Below are 18,169 nucleotides of genomic sequence, written 5' to 3'. Positions count from 1 at the left end.
ATTTTTATGTTGAGTGTAAAGGATTAGCCTTTGTAGTTGTAAATGTGGGCAACTAAGTCTAATACTTTGTGTGAATAACCGGTTTCGTTATCGTACCAAGAGACAAGTTTTACGAAAGTATCGGTTAATGCGATACCTGCAGCGGCGTCAAACACAGAAGTGAATGAACAACCGTTGAAGTCGGTAGAAACAACCGCATCTTCCGTGTAGCCTAAAACGCCTTTCATTTCGTTTTCAGAAGCACGTTTTAACTCTGCGCAGATTTCTGCGTAAGTTGCCGGTTTTTCAAGGTTAACGGTTAAGTCAACAACAGATACGTTTGGAGTTGGAACACGGAACGCCATACCGGTTAATTTGCCGTTTAATGCAGGAATAACTTTACCTACAGCTTTTGCTGCACCGGTAGAAGATGGGATGATGTTTTGTGCCGCACCACGACCACCGCGCCAGTCTTTTGCAGACGGACCGTCAACAGTTTTTTGTGTTGCTGTGGTTGCGTGAACAGTGGTCATTAAACCGTCTTTGATACCGAATTTGTCGTTGATAACTTTTGCTAATGGCGCTAAACAGTTCGTTGTACAAGACGCGTTAGAAACGATGTCTTGGCCTTTATAAGCATCAAAGTTTACACCACGTACGAACATTGGTGTGCTGTCTTTGGATGGACCGGTTAACACCACTTTTTTCGCACCTGCAGTGATATGTTTACGAGCAGTTTCATCTGTTAAGAATAAACCGGTTGCTTCAACTGCAACATCAACACCGATTGCGCCCCAGTTAAGGTTTGCCGGATCACGTTCAGCTGTGACACGGATAGTTTTGCCGTTTACCACTAGGTTGCCGTCTTTCACTTCGACAGTGCCATCGAAACGACCATGAGTTGAATCGTATTTCAACATGTAAGCCATGTATTCAACGTCGATTAAGTCGTTGATACCTACAACTTCGATGTCATCACGATGTTGTGCTGCGCGGAATACGATACGGCCGATACGACCGAAACCATTGATACCAATTTTAATAGCCATAAGATTTCACCTTATATTTTTAAGTTAAACGAAAAGGTTAAATTCGGTAGAAATGAAAATATCCGCCTACCAATTTTGTGTGAGATTATAGCACGCTTTCCCAACCTTGAGAAAGTATCTGTTCTCAGATAAATAGAAAAACACGCTCAAAAATTCTGTAAAAAATGACCGCACTTTTGCTGATTTTTTATTGGGTTAGAGGCATAATAAACAAAATTATTGACGAGAGAATCATTATGTTACAAGGCAATTTATATATTATCTCCGCGCCGAGTGGTGCCGGAAAATCATCGTTAATCGCAGCGCTATTGAAACAAAACAATCTGCATCAAATGATGGTGTCCGTTTCTCATACTACCAGACAACCCCGTCCGGGTGAGGAGGAGGGCGTACACTATTATTTTGTTTCTCATGATGAGTTCGAAAATTTAATCGAACAAAATGCATTCTTAGAATATGCCAAAGTTTTTGGTGGCAATTATTACGGCACTTCTTTGTTTGCGATTGAAGAAAATTTAGCCAAAGGGATTGATGTGTTTCTTGACATCGATTGGCAAGGAGCTCAACAAATCCGTGAAAAAGTTCCTAATGTAAAAAGTATTTTTATTTTGCCTCCATCATTAAACGAACTAGAAAAACGTTTAATTGGGCGCGGACAAGACAGTGCGGAAGTGATTGCTGACAGAATGGCAAAAGCCATCAGTGAAATTTCCCACTACAATGAATTCGATTACGTCATCGTGAACGATAGTTTTGAGCAGGCGCTGGCTGACTTACAGGCAATCTTGCGCGCAGAGCGATTAACCTTGACGCATCAGCAGCAAGAAAATCAAGGCTTGATCGAACAATTGCTGGAAAAATAAGGCATGTTTTAGTATCATGTCCGCCCTTTAGATTCATATTAGATTTAGCAAACTGGAGTAATTTATGGCTCGTGTAACCGTGCAAGATGCAGTAGAAAAAATTGGTAACCGTTTTGATTTAATTTTAACCGCTGCTCGTCGTGCAAGACAATTACAGCTACATGCGCGCGAACCGTTGGTGCCGGAAGATAACGACAAACCAACCGTAATTGCGTTGCGTGAAATTGAAAAAGGCTTGATTAATAACGAAATTTTAGATGCTCAAGAACGCCAAGAACATTTGGCGATGGAAAGAGCTGAAGTGAACGCCGTTTCTTTATTATCCGAATAAAGTGCGGTCAAAATTAACCACGTTTTTTTAATTAGGCGGGTGTGTTTTGTATTTATTCGAAGGTTTACATCATATTATTCAGGGGTATTTGCCACCTGAGCAAATTGAATTGGTTAAACGTGCATTTGTGATTGCTCGCGATGCACACGAAGGACAAGCACGCTCTAGCGGTGAGCCCTATATCACCCATCCTGTCGCCGTGGCGTCTATCATTGCTGAAATGCGATTAGATCATGAAGCTGTTATGGCGGCTTTGTTACATGATGTCATTGAAGATACGCCTTATACCGAAGAACAGTTGAAAGATGAATTTGGCGCTAGTGTGGCCGAAATTGTTGAAGGTGTATCAAAGCTCGACAAACTCAAATTCAGAACGCGTCAAGAAGCGGAAGTGGCGAACTTCCGCAAAATGATCCTGGCAATGACCAAGGATATTCGCGTTGTTCTTATCAAACTTGCCGACCGTACCCATAATATGCGCACGCTTGGCGCATTGCGTCCTGATAAACGTCGTCGTATCGCTAAAGAAACGTTAGAAATTTACGCCCCTCTAGCGCATCGTTTGGGTATCGAACACATCAAAAATGAACTGGAAGATCTTGGCTTTGAAGCCATGCATCCGCAGCGTTATGCCGTTCTGCAAAAAGTTGTGCAAATCGCACGCGGTAATCGCAAAGATATGATTGAGCGTATTTCGGCAGAAATTAAAGGCCGATTAGACGATGTGGGCATTCAAGCACGCGTGTTTGGACGTGAGAAACATCTCTATGCCATTTACCAAAAAATGCGCTTAAAAGATCAGCAGTTTCATTCCATTATGGATATTTATGCGTTCCGTACCGTCGTAGATAATTTGGATACTTGCTATCGCGTCTTGGGGCAAATGCACAGCCTTTACAAACCGCGTCCGGGGCGGGTAAAAGATTACATTGCTGTACCAAAAGCCAATGGTTATCAGTCTTTGCATACGTCGATGATTGGTCCACACGGCGTACCGGTGGAAGTGCAAATTCGTACCGAAGAAATGGATCAAATGGCTGAAATGGGAGTGGCGGCACATTGGGCCTATAAACAAGGTGGACGTAACGATAGCACAACGGCACAAATTAAAGCGCAACGCTGGCTACAAAGTTTAATCGAGCTACAACAAAGTGCGGGTAACTCGTTTGAGTTCATTGAAAGTGTAAAATCCGAATTCTTCCCGAAAGAAATTTATGTTTTTACTCCGAAAGGGCGTATTGTTGAATTGCCGAAAGGCGCAACACCGGTCGATTTTGCTTACGCGGTGCATACGGATATAGGCAAAAACTGTGTTGCTGCAAATGTGGATCGCAAGCCGTATCCGCTATCCCAAGCGCTGGAATCCGGACAAACCATTGATATTGTGACTTCAACGGATGCGAAACCGAATGCCGCATGGCTGAATTTTGTGGTTACCGCCAAAGCCCGTTCAAGTATCCGTCATGCATTGAAAAATTTACGTCATGATGAAGCCGTTGAATCCGGTAAACGTCAACTCGTACATGCTTTGAGTCCAATCAAATTAGATGATCTCAACCCTGAATATGTACGAAATGTATTGATCGATCTTAAATTAGCCGATTTGGATGATTTATTTATGGAAATCGGTTTAGGTAACCAAATGAGCAGCGTGATCGCGCACCGCTTGTTAGGGGAATCTATCGAAATTGATACGGATGGCAATCCGGACAACAATAGCAGTCCATTAGAAATCAATGCGAATGGCGGTTTATTGACCACGTTTGCACAGTGTTGTCATCCGGTGCCGGGTGACCCGATTATTGCTTACGCCAGTCCGGGTAAAGGCTTGGTTATTCATCATGAAGCTTGCTCAAACCTGAAAGATCGCAAAGATAATCCAAAACATTATATGTCTGTTGATTGGGAAAAAAGTAGCGCTCAACTTGAATTTGAAGCGGAACTTCGCATTGAAATGCTCAATCAACAAGGCACATTACCCCATCTGATGTCTGCCATTTCGTCTATGGATAGCAACATTCAAAGTATTTGGACGGAAGAGCAGGAAGGGCGTTTGTATCAAATCGTCGTGCTTTTGACGGTTAAAGATAAAAAACATCTCGAACAAATTATTCGTAAAATTAAAGCTATTCCTGAATTAATCAGTATTGAACGCAACATTAATCAATAAATGAATACCCAATTATTAGACGCGATTCCGCTTACAGCCATTTCCGGTGTTGGTGCCGCGATAGCGGAAAAGTTAGGCAAATTGGGTATTTTTAATTTACAGGATTTGCTATTTCACCTTCCCCTTCGTTACGAAGATCGCACCCGAATCACGCCTATTGCCGATTTACAGGCTGACCAGTACGCCACGATTGAAGGCGTAGTCCAAAGCGCAGAGGTGCAATTTGGCCGTCGCCCCATGCTGATGGTTTATCTTTCTGATGGCACATCCAAATTAGCATTACGTTTTTTTAACTTTAATGCTGGCATGAAAAATAGCCTACAGCCTGGCGCTCGGGTGAAAGCTTTTGGCGAAGTACGTCGTGGGCGTTTTATGGCAGAGATCCATCACCCGGAATATCAAATTATTCATGATAATAAGCCTCTCATTTTGGCGGAAACGCTAACGCCTATTTATCCTGCCACAGAAGGATTAAAACAAACGTCATTGCGTAAACTTATCGCTCAGGCTCTACAGGTATTGGAAAAAACACCATTAGCGGAATTATTGCCAACGGAGTTTAATCCGCATCCTTTTGATTTGAAATCGGCGATTCAATTTTTGCATAATCCGCCGCCGGATGTTTCGTTGGCTACCTTAGAAGAAGGCAAACACCCAGCACAACAGCGCCTGATTTTTGAAGAATTGTTGGCATACAATCTCGCGATGCAAAAAGTGCGGTCGGGAATTCAAGCAAATTTAGCCGAGTCTTTAACACCTCGCTCCAATTTAAAACAACGTTTTTTAGCCCAGTTGCCTTTCCAGCCAACGAAGGCGCAGCTACGGGTGACGGAAGACATTGAACAAGACATTGCGCAAATTTATCCGATGATGCGCTTGGTACAGGGCGATGTGGGATCAGGTAAAACATTGGTCGCGGCACTGGCGGCGTTGACGGCAATCGATAATGGCAAACAAGTGGCATTGATGGCGCCAACGGAGATTTTGGCGGAACAGCATGCCACGAATTTCCGTCGTTGGTTTGAGCCGCTTGGTATTCAAGTAGGTTGGTTGGCTGGAAAAGTCAAAGGGAAGCAACGCACTGCCGAGCTGGAAAAAATAAAAAACGGTACGGTTCAAATGCTGGTGGGGACGCACGCCCTATTCCAAGATGAAGTTGCATTTCATAATCTGAGTTTGGTGATTGTGGATGAGCAACACCGTTTTGGTGTACACCAACGTTTAATGCTGCGTGAAAAAGGTAATCAAGCAGGCGTTTATCCTCACCAACTTATTATGACCGCTACACCGATTCCACGCACGCTTGCCATGACCGTGTATGCTGATCTAGACACCTCAATTATTGACGAACTACCGCCGGGGCGTACACCGATTAAGACCATTGCCATTTCTGAAGAGCGTCGTGCGGAAATTGTCGAGCGGGTTAATGTAGCTTGCGCACAGGAAAAACGGCAGGCTTATTGGGTTTGTACCCTGATTGATGAATCGGAAGTGCTGGAAGCTCAGGCTGCGGAGGCGATAGCAGAAGATCTTCATAAAATCTTACCGCACTTGCGTATTGGCTTAGTCCATGGGCGGATGAAACCAAGTGAAAAACAAGCCGTCATGGAGCAATTCAAGCTTGCCGAGCTAGATTTGTTAGTTGCCACTACAGTGATTGAAGTCGGCGTGGATGTGCCAAATGCCAGTTTAATGATCATTGAAAATGCTGAGCGTTTAGGACTCTCCCAGCTTCATCAGCTTCGCGGGCGAGTGGGGCGAGGAAGTACAGCCTCTTTTTGTGTCTTGATGTATAAACCGCCACTTGGCAAAATTTCGCAGAAACGCCTGCAAGTCATGCGGGATACGCAAGATGGCTTTGTTATTTCGGAAAAAGATCTCGAAATTCGTGGTCCGGGCGAAGTGCTTGGTACGAAACAAACCGGCATAACCGAATTCAAAGTGGCAAACCTTATGCGTGATCGTAAAATGCTCCCAACCGTCCAATTTTATGCTAAACAATTGGTACTCAAATATCCGCAAACAGCAGAATTGCTCATTCGCCGATGGCTTAATAATCGAGAGATTTATAGCAATGCCTGATTCGATTTTTGCTCGTTTTACTTGGCAACCCGAAGAGGCGCCAGAGGTTCAGAACATTCCCCTTTACGTTCAGCATTGGTTATTTGAAAAAGGCTCGCTGACTGCTAAGTTGAAGCAACATTGCCATCAATTTGAGGTGAAAGTGCGGTCGGAAAAATGGATAGAAAAAACATTTGAAAATGAGACCGTACTTTTGTCCGAGGGAGTTTACTGGTGTCGTGAAGTGGTATTGCATGGTGATGGAAAACCTTGGGTGGCAGCGCGTACGTTAATTTCTAAAGGGTTATTTACCCATTATCAATCACTGTCCACATTAGGCGATAAGCCGATTGGGGAATGGCTTTTTGCATTGTCGCCGCAACGGTTGGGGACTCAATGGGCACAAGATTCGGCAGGTGGTTTATATGCACGCCGTTCGCTATTCTTAGTGCAAGAAATGCCGTTGCTCATTAGCGAGCTTTTCCTTGAGAACAGCTTGATAAGCGAATAAAATTACGCAAATTTTTATATAAAATGACCCATGAATATTCAATCCAAACCCACCATTCTTTTTTTTGATTCAGGCGTTGGAGGCTTGAGCGTATATCAGGAAGTTAAACAGCTTCTGCCAGATTATCATTATTTATATTGTTTTGATAACGCTTATTTTCCTTATTCTGAAAAGCCTGAAGACGGTATTGTTGAGCGTACGCTAAAGATTTGCCAACGTATCGACAATATGCACCCTTTAGATCTTATTGTTATCGCCTGTAATACAGCAAGTACGGTGGTTTTGCCGGTATTGCGTAAACATTTTTCCATTCCTATTGTTGGTACGGTACCGGCGATTAAACCTGCGGCAGAACAAACGCAAAGCAAGCATATTGGATTGCTTGCTACTAAGGGAACGGTAAAACGTCAATATTTATCGGATTTAATTGATAAATATGCCTCTTTTTGTCAGGTCGAGAAAATTGGCAGTACAAAATTAGTGGAGTTGGCAGAGCTCAAGTTGCATGGATATCCTATTGATTTAAATGAGATAAAAGCAGAATTGAGCGAATGGGAAAATATACCTGATTTGGATGCTGTCGTACTGGGATGTACGCATTTCCCGCTGATTAAATCTGAAATTCAGCAATGTTTACCGCAAGTTAAGTATTTTATTGATTCCGGCGCGGCAATTGCGAAACGGGTGAAATCTTTACTTAAAGACGTAAAAGTGCGGTCAAAAAATCAAATAAATTCTCAAGTGTTTTGTACTAAGCCGCTTGTAAAAGAAGATAGCCTATTAGAGCTTATTCATTCATTGGGCTTTGAAAAATTAACTTTATTGGATTTTGATAGCGAAATTTTGTTCGAATTTAACAAAAAATAATCAGTTAAAAAATATTTTGCAAAAAATCGCAAAAAGGGGTTGCAAGGTCGTGATAAATGCCTATAATACGCCCCCACAACGACGCGCCGTTGTAAAGCATAAAACCGCGCGTCGTTTTTTGTTCTTTAACAATCAATCAGACAAACTGTGTGGGCACTTGAAGATTCGTTTTTATCATTAAAGATTTTAAAATTGAACTGAATAGTGCTACGAAAAACGTTTATTTATTTATAGATAGATTACTTGGCTAGCAGTATTGAGCGATTAAACTTTTTGAACTGAAGAGTTTGATCATGGCTCAGATTGAACGCTGGCGGCAGGCTTAACACATGCAAGTCGAACGGTAACAGGAGAAAGCTTGCTTTCTTGCTGACGAGTGGCGGACGGGTGAGTAATGCTTGGGAATCTGGCTTATGGAGGGGGATAACGACGGGAAACTGTCGCTAATACCGCGTAGAGTCGAGAGACGAAAGTGCGGGACCGCAAGGCCGCATGCCATAGGATGAGCCCAAGTGGGATTAGGTAGTTGGTGGGGTAATAGCCTACCAAGCCGACGATCTCTAGCTGGTCTGAGAGGATGACCAGCCACACCGGGACTGAGACACGGCCCGGACTCCTACGGGAGGCAGCAGTGGGGAATATTGCGCAATGGGGGCAACCCTGACGCAGCCATGCCGCGTGAATGAAGAAGGCCTTCGGGTTGTAAAGTTCTTTCGGTATTGAGGAAGGTTGTTGTGTTAATAGCACGACAAATTGACGTTAAATACAGAAGAAGCACCGGCTAACTCCGTGCCAGCAGCCGCGGTAATACGGAGGGTGCGAGCGTTAATCGGAATAACTGGGCGTAAAGGGCACGCAGGCGGACTTTTAAGTGAGGTGTGAAATCCCCGGGCTTAACCTGGGAATTGCATTTCAGACTGGGAGTCTAGAGTACTTTAGGGAGGGGTAGAATTCCACGTGTAGCGGTGAAATGCGTAGAGATGTGGAGGAATACCGAAGGCGAAGGCAGCCCCTTGGGAATGTACTGACGCTCATGTGCGAAAGCGTGGGGAGCAAACAGGATTAGATACCCTGGTAGTCCACGCTGTAAACGCTGTCGATTTGGGGATTGGGCTTTAAGCTTGGTGCCCGAAGCTAACGTGATAAATCGACCGCCTGGGGAGTACGGCCGCAAGGTTAAAACTCAAATGAATTGACGGGGGCCCGCACAAGCGGTGGAGCATGTGGTTTAATTCGATGCAACGCGAAGAACCTTACCTACTCTTGACATCCATGGAATCTTGTAGAGATATGAGAGTGCCTTCGGGAACCATGAGACAGGTGCTGCATGGCTGTCGTCAGCTCGTGTTGTGAAATGTTGGGTTAAGTCCCGCAACGAGCGCAACCCTTATCCTTTGTTGCCAGCGATTTGGTCGGGAACTCAAAGGAGACTGCCGGTGATAAACCGGAGGAAGGTGGGGATGACGTCAAGTCATCATGGCCCTTACGAGTAGGGCTACACACGTGCTACAATGGCGTATACAGAGGGCGACGAAGCCGCGAGGTGGAGTGAATCTCACAAAGTACGTCTAAGTCCGGATTGGAGTCTGCAACTCGACTCCATGAAGTCGGAATCGCTAGTAATCGCGAATCAGAATGTCGCGGTGAATACGTTCCCGGGCCTTGTACACACCGCCCGTCACACCATGGGAGTGGGTTGTACCAGAAGTAGATAGCTTAACCTTCGGGGGGGCGTTTACCACGGTATGATTCATGACTGGGGTGAAGTCGTAACAAGGTAACCGTAGGGGAACCTGCGGTTGGATCACCTCCTTACCAAAGATAGACTCGACTTTAAGTGTTCACACAGTTTGTTTGATGGTTGTAGACAAGGAAAGAACAACAATATCAAAGAGAAGAGAGCATCTTTACATGCTGTCCCCATCGTCTAGAGGCCTAGGACATCGCCCTTTCACGGCGGTAACCGGGGTTCGAATCCCCGTGGGGACGCCATTTAAAGATGATTTTTCATCTTTACTGTTCTTTAAAAATCTGGAAACAAGCTGAAAACGAGACTTTCAAGAAAGTCTGAGTGAGAGTGATTGATAAAAGGCGATTGCTCTTAATTAACTGTTATTAATCGTAGCTGAAGTGTTTGAAAGTTGTTGTTTAATATTATTTAAATAATAAGGTAAGAATACTTGAGGTTGTATGGTTAAGTGACAAAGCGTACAAGGTGGATGCCTTGGCAATCAGAGGCGAAGAAGGACGTGCTAATCTGCGAAAAGCTTGGATGAGTCGATAAGAGGCGTTTAATCCAAGATGTCCGAATGGGGAAACCCAGTGGGTGAAGAACCTACTATCATTATCTGAATCCATAGGATAATGAGGCGAACCGGGAGAACTGAAACATCTAAGTACCCCGAGGAAAAGAAATCAACCGAGATTTTGTGAGTAGCGGCGAGCGAAAGCGAAGGAGCCTGTTAGTGATAGCGGAAGTATTAGAGGAATTGGCTGGGAAGCCGAATCGTAGAGGGTGATAATCCCGTACTCGAAAATACTTTTGTGGTACTGAGCTAACGACAAGTAGGGCGGGACACGTGATATCCTGTTTGAAGATGGGGGGACCATCCTCCAAGGCTAAATACTCCTGATTGACCGATAGTGAACCAGTACTGTGAAGGAAAGGCGAAAAGAACCCCGGTGAGGGGAGTGAAATAGAACCTGAAACCTTGTACGTACAAGCAGTGGGAGCCCGAAAGGGTGACTGCGTACCTTTTGTATAATGGGTCAGCGACTTATATTTTGTAGCGAGGTTAACCGAATAGGGGAGCCGAAGGGAAACCGAGTCTTAACTGGGCGGCTAGTTGCAAGGTATAGACCCGAAACCCGGTGATCTAGCCATGGGCAGGTTGAAGGTTGGGTAACACTAACTGGAGGACCGAACCGACTAATGTTGAAAAATTAGCGGATGACTTGTGGCTGGGGGTGAAAGGCCAATCAAACCGGGAGATAGCTGGTTCTCCCCGAAATCTATTTAGGTAGAGCCTTGAGCGGACACCTTTGGGGGTAGAGCACTGTTTCGGCTAGGGGTCCATCCCGGATTACCAACCCGATGCAAACTACGAATACCAAAGAGTGATACTCAGGAGACACACGGCGGGTGCTAACGTCCGTCGTGGAGAGGGAAACAACCCAGACCGCCAGCTAAGGTCCCAAAGTCTATATTAAGTGGGAAACGAAGTGGGAAGGCTTAGACAGCTAGGATGTTGGCTTAGAAGCAGCCATCATTTAAAGAAAGCGTAATAGCTCACTAGTCGAGTCGGCCTGCGCGGAAGATGTAACGGGGCTCAAATATAGCACCGAAGCTGCGGCATCAGACGTAAGTCTGTTGGGTAGGGGAGCGTTGTGTAAGCGGATGAAGATGGTTCGAGAGGGCTGTTGGACGTATCACAAGTGCGAATGCTGACATAAGTAACGATAAAACGGGTGAAAAACCCGTTCGCCGGAAGACCAAGGGTTCCTGTCCAACGTTAATCGGGGCAGGGTGAGTCGGCCCCTAAGGCGAGGCTGAAAAGCGTAGTCGATGGGAAACGGGTTAATATTCCCGTACTTGGATAAACTGCGATGTGGGGACGGAGTAGGTTAGGTTAGCGTGCTGTTGGATATGCACGTTTAAGTTGGTAGGTGGGAAGTTTAGGCAAATCCGGACTTCCTTAACACTGAGAGATGATGACGAGGCTCTACGGAGCTGAAGTAACTGATACCACACTTCCAGGAAAAGCCACTAAGCTTCAGGTTTATCTAAACCGTACTGAAAACCGACACAGGTGGTCAGGTAGAGAATACTCAGGCGCTTGAGAGAACTCGGGTGAAGGAACTAGGCAAAATAGCACCGTAACTTCGGGAGAAGGTGCGCCGGCGTAGATTGTAGTCCCTTGCGGGCGAAGGTTGAACCGGTCGAAGATACCAGCTGGCTGCAACTGTTTATTAAAAACACAGCACTCTGCAAACACGAAAGTGGACGTATAGGGTGTGATGCCTGCCCGGTGCTGGAAGGTTAATTGATGGTGTAATCGAAAGAGAAGCTCCTGATCGAAGCCCCAGTAAACGGCGGCCGTAACTATAACGGTCCTAAGGTAGCGAAATTCCTTGTCGGGTAAGTTCCGACCTGCACGAATGGCATAATGATGGCCAGGCTGTCTCCACCCGAGACTCAGTGAAATTGAAATCGCCGTGAAGATGCGGTGTACCCGCGGCTAGACGGAAAGACCCCGTGAACCTTTACTATAGCTTGACACTGAACATTGAATTTTGATGTGTAGGATAGGTGGGAGACTTTGAAGTAGTCACGCCAGTGATTATGGAGTCGTCCTTGAAATACCACCCTTTAACGTTTGATGTTCTAACGAAGATTACGAAACGTGGTCTCGGACAGTGTCTGGTGGGTAGTTTGACTGGGGCGGTCTCCTCCCAAAGAGTAACGGAGGAGCACGAAGGTTTGCTAATCACGGTCGGACATCGTGAGGTTAGTGCAATGGTATAAGCAAGCTTAACTGCGAGACAGACAAGTCGAGCAGGTACGAAAGTAGGTCATAGTGATCCGGTGGTTCTGCATGGAAGGGCCATCGCTCAACGGATAAAAGGTACTCCGGGGATAACAGGCTGATACCGCCCAAGAGTTCATATCGACGGCGGTGTTTGGCACCTCGATGTCGGCTCATCACATCCTGGGGCTGAAGTAGGTCCCAAGGGTATGGCTGTTCGCCATTTAAAGTGGTACGCGAGCTGGGTTTAGAACGTCGTGAGACAGTTCGGTCCCTATCTGCCGTGGGCGTTGGAGAATTGATTGGGGCTGCTCCTAGTACGAGAGGACCGGAGTGGACGCATCACTGGTGTTCCAGTTGTCTCGCCAGAGGCATTGCTGGGTAGCTACATGCGGAAGAGATAAGTGCTGAAAGCATCTAAGCACGAAACTTGCCAAGAGATGAGTTCTCCCACACATTAAGTGTGTAAGGGTTGTTTAAGACTAAGACGTAGATAGGTGCGGTGTGTAAGTGTAGTGATACATTGAGCTAACGCATACTAATTGCCCGAGAGGCTTAGCCATACAACGCTCAAGTGTTTTTGGGGTTACTCTGGACATGAGCGAGTTGGAAGGATAACAGTTAAGAGAATGGACGTAGAAGAGAGAGTTGAGAGAAGGCTTGTTTTTAGATTAAGAAGACGCGAATAAGAAGAGATAGAAATCATAAAGAATATTGGCGGCGATAGTGCGGTGGGCCCACCTGATTCCATACCGAACTCAGAAGTGAAACGCCGTAATGCCGATGGTAGTGTGGGGCATCCCCATGTGAGAGTAGGTCACCGCCAAGCCTGATATGAACCCCTGATGTGAGAGCATCGGGGGTTTTTGCTTTTGGGGGTATTGGAAAATAGAAAGTAAAGCGGAATATTTTAAATTAGAACCTAATTTACGTTGAGAGATCTTGTGTTTTTTCATACAATCTAGCGAATTTTACTTTAAAGGAGAAGCAGATGTACTTTGATAAAATTAAAGCTGAACTTACTGAAGCGGCTGATGTATTAAATAAGTTTTTAGCCGATGAGAATAATATCAAATTAATCCAAAAAGCAGCGTTATTGATTTCAGAGAGTTTTAAACAAGGTGGTAAAGTGCTGTCTTGTGGTAATGGCGGGTCCCATTGTGATGCCATGCATTTTGCGGAAGAATTAACCGGTCGTTATCGCGAAAATCGCCCCGGTTACCCGGCAATCGCCATTTCCGATGTGAGCCACTTAAGCTGTGTAAGTAACGATTTCGGTTACGAGTATGTCTTTTCCCGTTATGTGGAAGCCGTGGGACAAAAGGGCGATGTATTGTTTGGGTTATCCACTTCCGGTAATTCTAAAAACGTGTTGAATGCTATCGACGCGGCAAAAGCAAAAGGCATGAAAGTCATTGCTATGACTGGTAAAGATGGCGGGAAAATGGCGGGACTTGCCGATGTGGAAATTCGCGTGCCACATTTCGGTTATGCCGATCGCATTCAGGAAATTCACATTAAAGTTATTCATATTTTGATGATGTTAATTGAATTTGAAATGGTAAAAGCGGAATAAGGTATTCACGTATAAAGTGCGGTCAAAAAACAAGAGGGTTTTTGACCGCACTTTTTTCTTAAAGGGGTATTATGCGTAGATTATTGTTGGTTGTCTTGTTATGTTCTTTGGCCGGTTCGGCATTAGCATTGTTTCCGGTACGGACAGATTGGGAACAAAATCATTTACAGGGTAAGGTAAAATGGGTGGAGTCTTATTCCGAAGATAATCCCGAAGCCATAGAAGAAGGATCCGCTTACGAATTATAAAAAGTCTTTTTATAATGCGCAGGGTTTTTTAGTCAAAGAGGAAGAGCGGGATACTGAAGAGAGTTATAACCAAAGTACGCGGTTTCATATGTATCACTATGATGATAAAAATCGTTTGATAGAGCGGAATAGCGAAGAGGTGGTGCTCTCTACCGAGAACAAAGATGATACTGGTCCATCTTATTTTGGAGCGCTCTATCAATATCAGGAAAATGATGATGGGACGGGGATACAGAAAGAGTTGGTTTATGTTTATAAAAAACCGATGTTACCGGATTGGGAAGATGGACATCATCAAATGATTTATGATGCGAAAGGCAATTTGTTGAAAGATCAAATGTATTATCCTAAAACCAATAATGCCAATCAGGTTTTGATCTATTTTTATGATGATGCGCGATTAAGCAAAGTTTGCGACATAAGTGAGAAAGAGAAAATTGAAGATTGCGAGACATATCGTTATTTTGATGATGATTCTTTTGTTAAAAATGGTTCATTTAATGATCTTAGGGTAGAAATCACCTATGATAAAAATCATCATGAAATCAAGCGTCAGTTTATTGATAAGGATGGTCGTGTGTCTAATGAGAGCTACAAGACTAAACACCGATTCGATGAACAGGGCAATGTGATTGAAAGTGTCATGTATAATGAGAAAGGTGAGTGGGTAACCAAGACGACCTATAAATATGAGTATTATTAACTTAACGCGCGGTCATTTTTTTATATGTTTTTTAAAATCCCAATGTTATTTGGGATTTTTTAATACTTTGAGTTGCATAATTATTCATAAAAGCATAATATGTTTTCAATTTAACCGTAACTTGATGTAAGAGTATAAGTAACAATGACAATTAGTGTTAAAAATCTGAATTTTTTTTATGGCGCCAATCAAGCCTTATTTAATATTAACTTAACCGCCAATGATGGCGATGTCGTGGTGTTATTGGGACCAAGTGGTGCCGGTAAAAGTACCTTAATTCGCACCCTAAATTTGCTGGAGGTACCACAAGCGGGCGAATTGAGCATTGCCAACAATCAATTTGATTTGTCTGCCAATACTGATCCGAAACAAATTCGCCAATTGCGTCGTGATGTAGGAATGGTGTTTCAACAGTATCATTTATGGCCGCACATGACGGTGTTGGAAAACCTCATTGAAGCGCCGATGAAAATTCTCGGTGTGGGCGAGACAGAAGCCAAACAACAGGCGATGGAATTATTGCAACGTTTGCGTTTAGAAGAACACGCGGAGCGTTTCCCGCTACATTTATCCGGCGGTCAACAGCAGCGGGTGGCGATTGCTCGCGCGTTAATGATGAAACCGCAAGTATTGTTATTTGACGAACCTACAGCTGCATTAGATCCGGAAATTACTGCTCAGATCGTTTCTATTATTGAAGAATTGCAACAAACCGGAATTACTCAGGTTATTGTTACTCACGAAGTGAATGTGGCGAAGAAAGTAGCGACCAAAGTGGTGTATATGGAACAGGGGCATATTATCGAAACCGGTGACAGCACCTGCTTTGAACAACCACAAACAGAACGTTTTAAACAATATCTCTCACACAACATTTAATCTGAAAGGAGAAAATAGAATGAAAAAATTACTTTTAAGCGCAATTTTATTAGGCTCCGCCATGGCAGCTAATGCACAAGACTTAACTTTTGCTATGGAGCCAAGTTATCCGCCTTTTGAATCCACCAATGAAAAAGGTGAAATCATCGGTTTTGATGTGGATATTGCCAACGCTATCTGTAAAGAAATTCAAGCTACCTGCCATTTTAAAGGCGAGGCATTTGATTCTTTGATTACTAATTTAAGATCAAAACGTTTTGATGCGGTTATTTCTGCGATGGATATTACTGAGGCTCGTGGTAAACAAGTATTATTCTCTGACCCATACTACGACAGCACAGCCAGCTATGTTGCATTAAAAGGCAAAGCTACTTTAGAAAATGCGAAAAATGTTGGTGTACAAAATGGGACGACCTATCAGCAATATACAGTAGCGGAAACAAAACAATACAGTGTGAAATCCTATGCCAGCTTACAAGATGCGGTACTGGATCTAAAAAATGGGCGTATTGATATTATCTTTGGTGATACAGCAGTGCTTGCGGATATGATTTCCAAAGAAGATAACGTCCAGTTTATTGGCGATAAGGTGAATAATAAAAAATATTTTGGTAATGGCTTTGGTATTGCATTGAATAAATCTAGCAAAGAATTAGCAGAAAGCTTCAATAAAGGTTTAGCGGCAATTAAAGCCAATGGCGAATATCAAAAAATCTACGATAAATGGATGACCAAATAATCCTATGTTTTCTGATTATTTTTCTTTAATGTTGACCGCGGCCCTGATGACCTTAGGGCTTGCGGTTTGTTCGTTAGTGTTAGGGCTTTTTTTAGGCATGCTATTTGCCGTGTTAGAAGCTAATCGTTTCGTTGGTAAACCTACAGCGGTATTTATTGCTTTATTGCGAGGCTTACCGGAAATTCTGGTCGTGTTGTTGGTTTATTTTGGTTCTAGCGAATTGGTTGAATTGCTCACCGGCGAATACGTCGAATTCGGTGCATTCGGTTGCGGTGTATTCGCATTGTCCTTAATTTTTGCAGCCTATGCTTCACAAACACTCCGTGGCGCTATTCAGGCGATTGCTAAAGGTCAGTGGGAGTCTGGAACAGCATTAGGATTGAGTAAAGGCTACACTTTCCTTCATATTATCATGCCACAAGTGTGGCGCCATGCATTGCCGGGGTTGAGCAATCAATGGTTGGTATTGTTGAAAGACACAGCGTTGATTTCTTTAATTGGTGTAGATGATCTGATGCGTCAAGCACAGCTGATTAATACGAATACACACCAACCTTTCACTTGGTATGGTATTGCCGCGTTGATTTATCTTTTAGTGACATTAGTGAGTCAAGTCGGTATTCGTAAATTAGAACTGCGTTTTACTCGTTTTGAAAGGGAAGTGTAATTATGTTTCAAGAATATTTAAGCGTGATTGCACAAGGTATTCCTACCAGCTTGCTATTAACGGTTGTTTCATTGGCAATTGCTTTTACGTTGGCACTGTTGTTTACCATACTACTTTCTATTGGTAATAAAGTGGTGAAAAGTGCGGTCAATTTATATCTTACTTTATTTACCGGCACACCTTTATTGGTGCAGTTTTTCCTCATTTATGCTGGTCCGGGCCAATTTCAGTGGATTGTGGACAGCCCGTTGTGGTTGCTGTTTTCGAATGCTTGGTTCTGTGCTGCGTTAGCATTGGCGTTAAATAGTGCGGCCTATTCTACCCAATTATTCCATGGCGCGGTTAAAGCGATTTCTAAAGGCCAATGGGAAAGTTGTGAAGCACTTGGGCTAAGCCGTTTGCAAACCTTGAAAATTTTACTTCCATATGCATTAAAACGGGCCTTGCCTTCATACTCTAATGAGATCATTTTAGTGTTTAAAGGAACGGCTCTCGCTTCCACGATTACTATTATGGACATCATGGGTTACGCTCGTCAGCTTTACGGCACAGAATATGATGCGCTCACCATTTATGGCATTGCAGGTGGTATTTATCTCGTGATTACCGGTATTGCGACGTTGTTATTGCGTAAGCTGGAAAACCAAGTGCTTGCTTTTGAACGGTTGGATATGCGCAGCTAGAATTAAGTGCGGTTATTTTTTCGAATGTTTTGAAATCCCAAATTTATTTGGGATTTTTTATGCATGGTTTGTTATCCAGCTTGCTACGAGTAAAACCACCGCAAAAATTGCGGCCCAAACTAAGTGTAGCTTCACGCTCTTGCGATTAATTTCTTCATTCTGCAAACGGCGTTCTTCCAGTTTTTTCTTGTAAGTTTCAAGATTCTCCGGTTTAAAGGAAAAACCGCAGTTTGGGCAGGATTCTGCACTTTCGCTGATTTTTTTACGGCATTCCGGGCAACGGTGTAACATGACTTCTCCGATGAGATCAAATTTTA

15 protein-coding genes, 1 tRNA gene and 3 rRNA genes are annotated in these 18,169 nt (G+C 43.8%); 17 read left to right on the top strand and 2 right to left on the bottom strand.

Annotated elements, in window-relative coordinates; translation table 11 throughout:
* Window positions 1-23: 23 nt before the first annotated feature.
* A complete protein-coding gene (gap, locus tag AC30SH_RS06805) occupies window positions 24-1,028 on the bottom strand; it encodes a type I glyceraldehyde-3-phosphate dehydrogenase (protein ID WP_006717279.1) in 1,005 nt (334 codons plus the stop codon).
* Window positions 1,029-1,264: 236 nt separating this feature from the next.
* Between gap and gmk the strand changes: the two genes are divergently transcribed.
* From gmk to artM, 17 genes are all read left to right on the top strand, one after another.
* Window positions 1,265-1,891, top strand: a complete 627-nt coding sequence (gene gmk / locus AC30SH_RS06800) for a guanylate kinase (RefSeq protein ID WP_212510451.1) — start codon at window positions 1,265-1,267, stop codon at window positions 1,889-1,891.
* A gap of 64 nt (window positions 1,892-1,955) precedes the next feature.
* Complete coding sequence (rpoZ, locus tag AC30SH_RS06795; protein WP_048748994.1) at window positions 1,956-2,222, top strand: DNA-directed RNA polymerase subunit omega; 267 nt, start codon at window positions 1,956-1,958, stop codon at window positions 2,220-2,222.
* A gap of 46 nt (window positions 2,223-2,268) precedes the next feature.
* Window positions 2,269-4,392, top strand: coding sequence for a bifunctional GTP diphosphokinase/guanosine-3',5'-bis pyrophosphate 3'-pyrophosphohydrolase (gene spoT, locus AC30SH_RS06790; protein ID WP_489582290.1), 2,124 nt, complete (start codon window positions 2,269-2,271; stop codon window positions 4,390-4,392).
* Window positions 4,393-6,474 carry an ATP-dependent DNA helicase RecG gene (gene recG / locus AC30SH_RS06785; protein ID WP_489582289.1) on the top strand — a complete coding sequence of 694 codons (2,082 nt, stop codon included), beginning with the start codon at window positions 4,393-4,395 and terminating at the stop codon, window positions 6,472-6,474.
* On the top strand, window positions 6,467-6,964 hold the full coding sequence (locus AC30SH_RS06780) for a chorismate--pyruvate lyase family protein (protein WP_212510454.1): 498 nt from the start codon (window positions 6,467-6,469) through the stop codon (window positions 6,962-6,964). The genes recG and AC30SH_RS06780 overlap by 8 nt, the downstream gene beginning before the upstream one ends.
* Window positions 6,965-6,994: 30 nt before the next feature.
* Entirely contained in the window at window positions 6,995-7,831 is an 837-nt protein-coding gene (murI, locus tag AC30SH_RS06775) for a glutamate racemase (protein WP_212510455.1), read from the top strand.
* A gap of 275 nt (window positions 7,832-8,106) precedes the next feature.
* Window positions 8,107-9,646, top strand: a 16S ribosomal RNA gene (locus tag AC30SH_RS06770).
* Window positions 9,647-9,747: 101 nt separating this feature from the next.
* Window positions 9,748-9,823 (top strand) — tRNA-Glu (locus tag AC30SH_RS06765).
* A 200-nt stretch (window positions 9,824-10,023) separates the two neighbouring features.
* Window positions 10,024-12,920 (top strand): 23S ribosomal RNA (locus tag AC30SH_RS06760).
* Window positions 12,921-13,070: 150 nt separating this feature from the next.
* A 5S ribosomal RNA gene (gene rrf, locus AC30SH_RS06755) occupies window positions 13,071-13,186 on the top strand.
* Together the 16S, 23S and 5S rRNA genes with 1 tRNA gene alongside form the textbook arrangement of a ribosomal RNA operon.
* 162 nt (window positions 13,187-13,348) lie before the next feature.
* Window positions 13,349-13,933 (top strand): D-sedoheptulose 7-phosphate isomerase, encoded by a 585-nt coding sequence (gene lpcA / locus AC30SH_RS06750; protein ID WP_048750666.1) that lies wholly within the window; start codon window positions 13,349-13,351, stop codon window positions 13,931-13,933.
* A gap of 71 nt (window positions 13,934-14,004) precedes the next feature.
* Window positions 14,005-14,181, top strand: coding sequence for a hypothetical protein (locus AC30SH_RS06745; protein ID WP_489582288.1), 177 nt, complete (start codon window positions 14,005-14,007; stop codon window positions 14,179-14,181).
* Window positions 14,182-14,269: 88 nt separating this feature from the next.
* The gene (locus AC30SH_RS06740) at window positions 14,270-14,884 is read left to right on the top strand and encodes a hypothetical protein (RefSeq protein ID WP_489582287.1); all 615 of its coding nucleotides are present in this window, start codon (window positions 14,270-14,272) and stop codon (window positions 14,882-14,884) included.
* 144 nt (window positions 14,885-15,028) lie between these two features.
* The gene (artP, locus tag AC30SH_RS06735; RefSeq protein WP_489582286.1) at window positions 15,029-15,763 is read left to right on the top strand and encodes an arginine ABC transporter ATP-binding protein ArtP; all 735 of its coding nucleotides are present in this window, start codon (window positions 15,029-15,031) and stop codon (window positions 15,761-15,763) included.
* A 19-nt stretch (window positions 15,764-15,782) separates the two neighbouring features.
* Complete coding sequence (locus AC30SH_RS06730) at window positions 15,783-16,502, top strand: lysine/arginine/ornithine ABC transporter substrate-binding protein (RefSeq protein WP_212510458.1); 720 nt, start codon at window positions 15,783-15,785, stop codon at window positions 16,500-16,502.
* Between the two features lie 4 nt (window positions 16,503-16,506).
* Window positions 16,507-17,169: an arginine ABC transporter permease ArtQ gene (gene artQ / locus AC30SH_RS06725; RefSeq protein ID WP_109859166.1), complete on the top strand. Its 663-nt coding sequence runs from the start codon at window positions 16,507-16,509 to the stop codon at window positions 17,167-17,169.
* Between the two features lie 2 nt (window positions 17,170-17,171).
* Window positions 17,172-17,852, top strand: coding sequence for an arginine ABC transporter permease ArtM (artM, locus tag AC30SH_RS06720; protein WP_048750671.1), 681 nt, complete (start codon window positions 17,172-17,174; stop codon window positions 17,850-17,852).
* A gap of 57 nt (window positions 17,853-17,909) precedes the next feature.
* Here the strand turns inward: artM and AC30SH_RS06715 are convergent, their stop codons facing one another.
* Complete coding sequence (locus tag AC30SH_RS06715; RefSeq protein ID WP_048750672.1) at window positions 17,910-18,143, bottom strand: zinc ribbon domain-containing protein; 234 nt, start codon at window positions 18,141-18,143, stop codon at window positions 17,910-17,912.
* Window positions 18,144-18,169: the final 26 nt, after the last annotated feature.

This window comes from Aggregatibacter sp. HK296, assembly GCF_980469475.1.
Note: the sequence above shows the minus strand (reverse complement) of the source record. Positions and strands in the feature narration are given on the sequence as shown.

Coding starts and splice junctions, on each gene's coding strand:
- gap (WP_006717279.1), bottom strand. CDS start 1,028: ATGGCTATTAAAATTGGTATCAATGGTTTCGGTCGTATCGGCCGTATC.
- gmk (WP_212510451.1), top strand. CDS start 1,265: ATGTTACAAGGCAATTTATATATTATCTCCGCGCCGAGTGGTGCCGGA.
- rpoZ (WP_048748994.1), top strand. CDS start 1,956: ATGGCTCGTGTAACCGTGCAAGATGCAGTAGAAAAAATTGGTAACCGT.
- recG (WP_489582289.1), top strand. CDS start 4,393: ATGAATACCCAATTATTAGACGCGATTCCGCTTACAGCCATTTCCGGT.
- AC30SH_RS06780 (WP_212510454.1), top strand. CDS start 6,467: ATGCCTGATTCGATTTTTGCTCGTTTTACTTGGCAACCCGAAGAGGCG.
- murI (WP_212510455.1), top strand. CDS start 6,995: ATGAATATTCAATCCAAACCCACCATTCTTTTTTTTGATTCAGGCGTT.
- lpcA (WP_048750666.1), top strand. CDS start 13,349: ATGTACTTTGATAAAATTAAAGCTGAACTTACTGAAGCGGCTGATGTA.
- AC30SH_RS06745 (WP_489582288.1), top strand. CDS start 14,005: ATGCGTAGATTATTGTTGGTTGTCTTGTTATGTTCTTTGGCCGGTTCG.
- AC30SH_RS06740 (WP_489582287.1), top strand. CDS start 14,270: ATGTATCACTATGATGATAAAAATCGTTTGATAGAGCGGAATAGCGAA.
- artP (WP_489582286.1), top strand. CDS start 15,029: ATGACAATTAGTGTTAAAAATCTGAATTTTTTTTATGGCGCCAATCAA.
- AC30SH_RS06730 (WP_212510458.1), top strand. CDS start 15,783: ATGAAAAAATTACTTTTAAGCGCAATTTTATTAGGCTCCGCCATGGCA.
- artQ (WP_109859166.1), top strand. CDS start 16,507: ATGTTTTCTGATTATTTTTCTTTAATGTTGACCGCGGCCCTGATGACC.
- artM (WP_048750671.1), top strand. CDS start 17,172: ATGTTTCAAGAATATTTAAGCGTGATTGCACAAGGTATTCCTACCAGC.
- AC30SH_RS06715 (WP_048750672.1), bottom strand. CDS start 18,143: ATGTTACACCGTTGCCCGGAATGCCGTAAAAAAATCAGCGAAAGTGCA.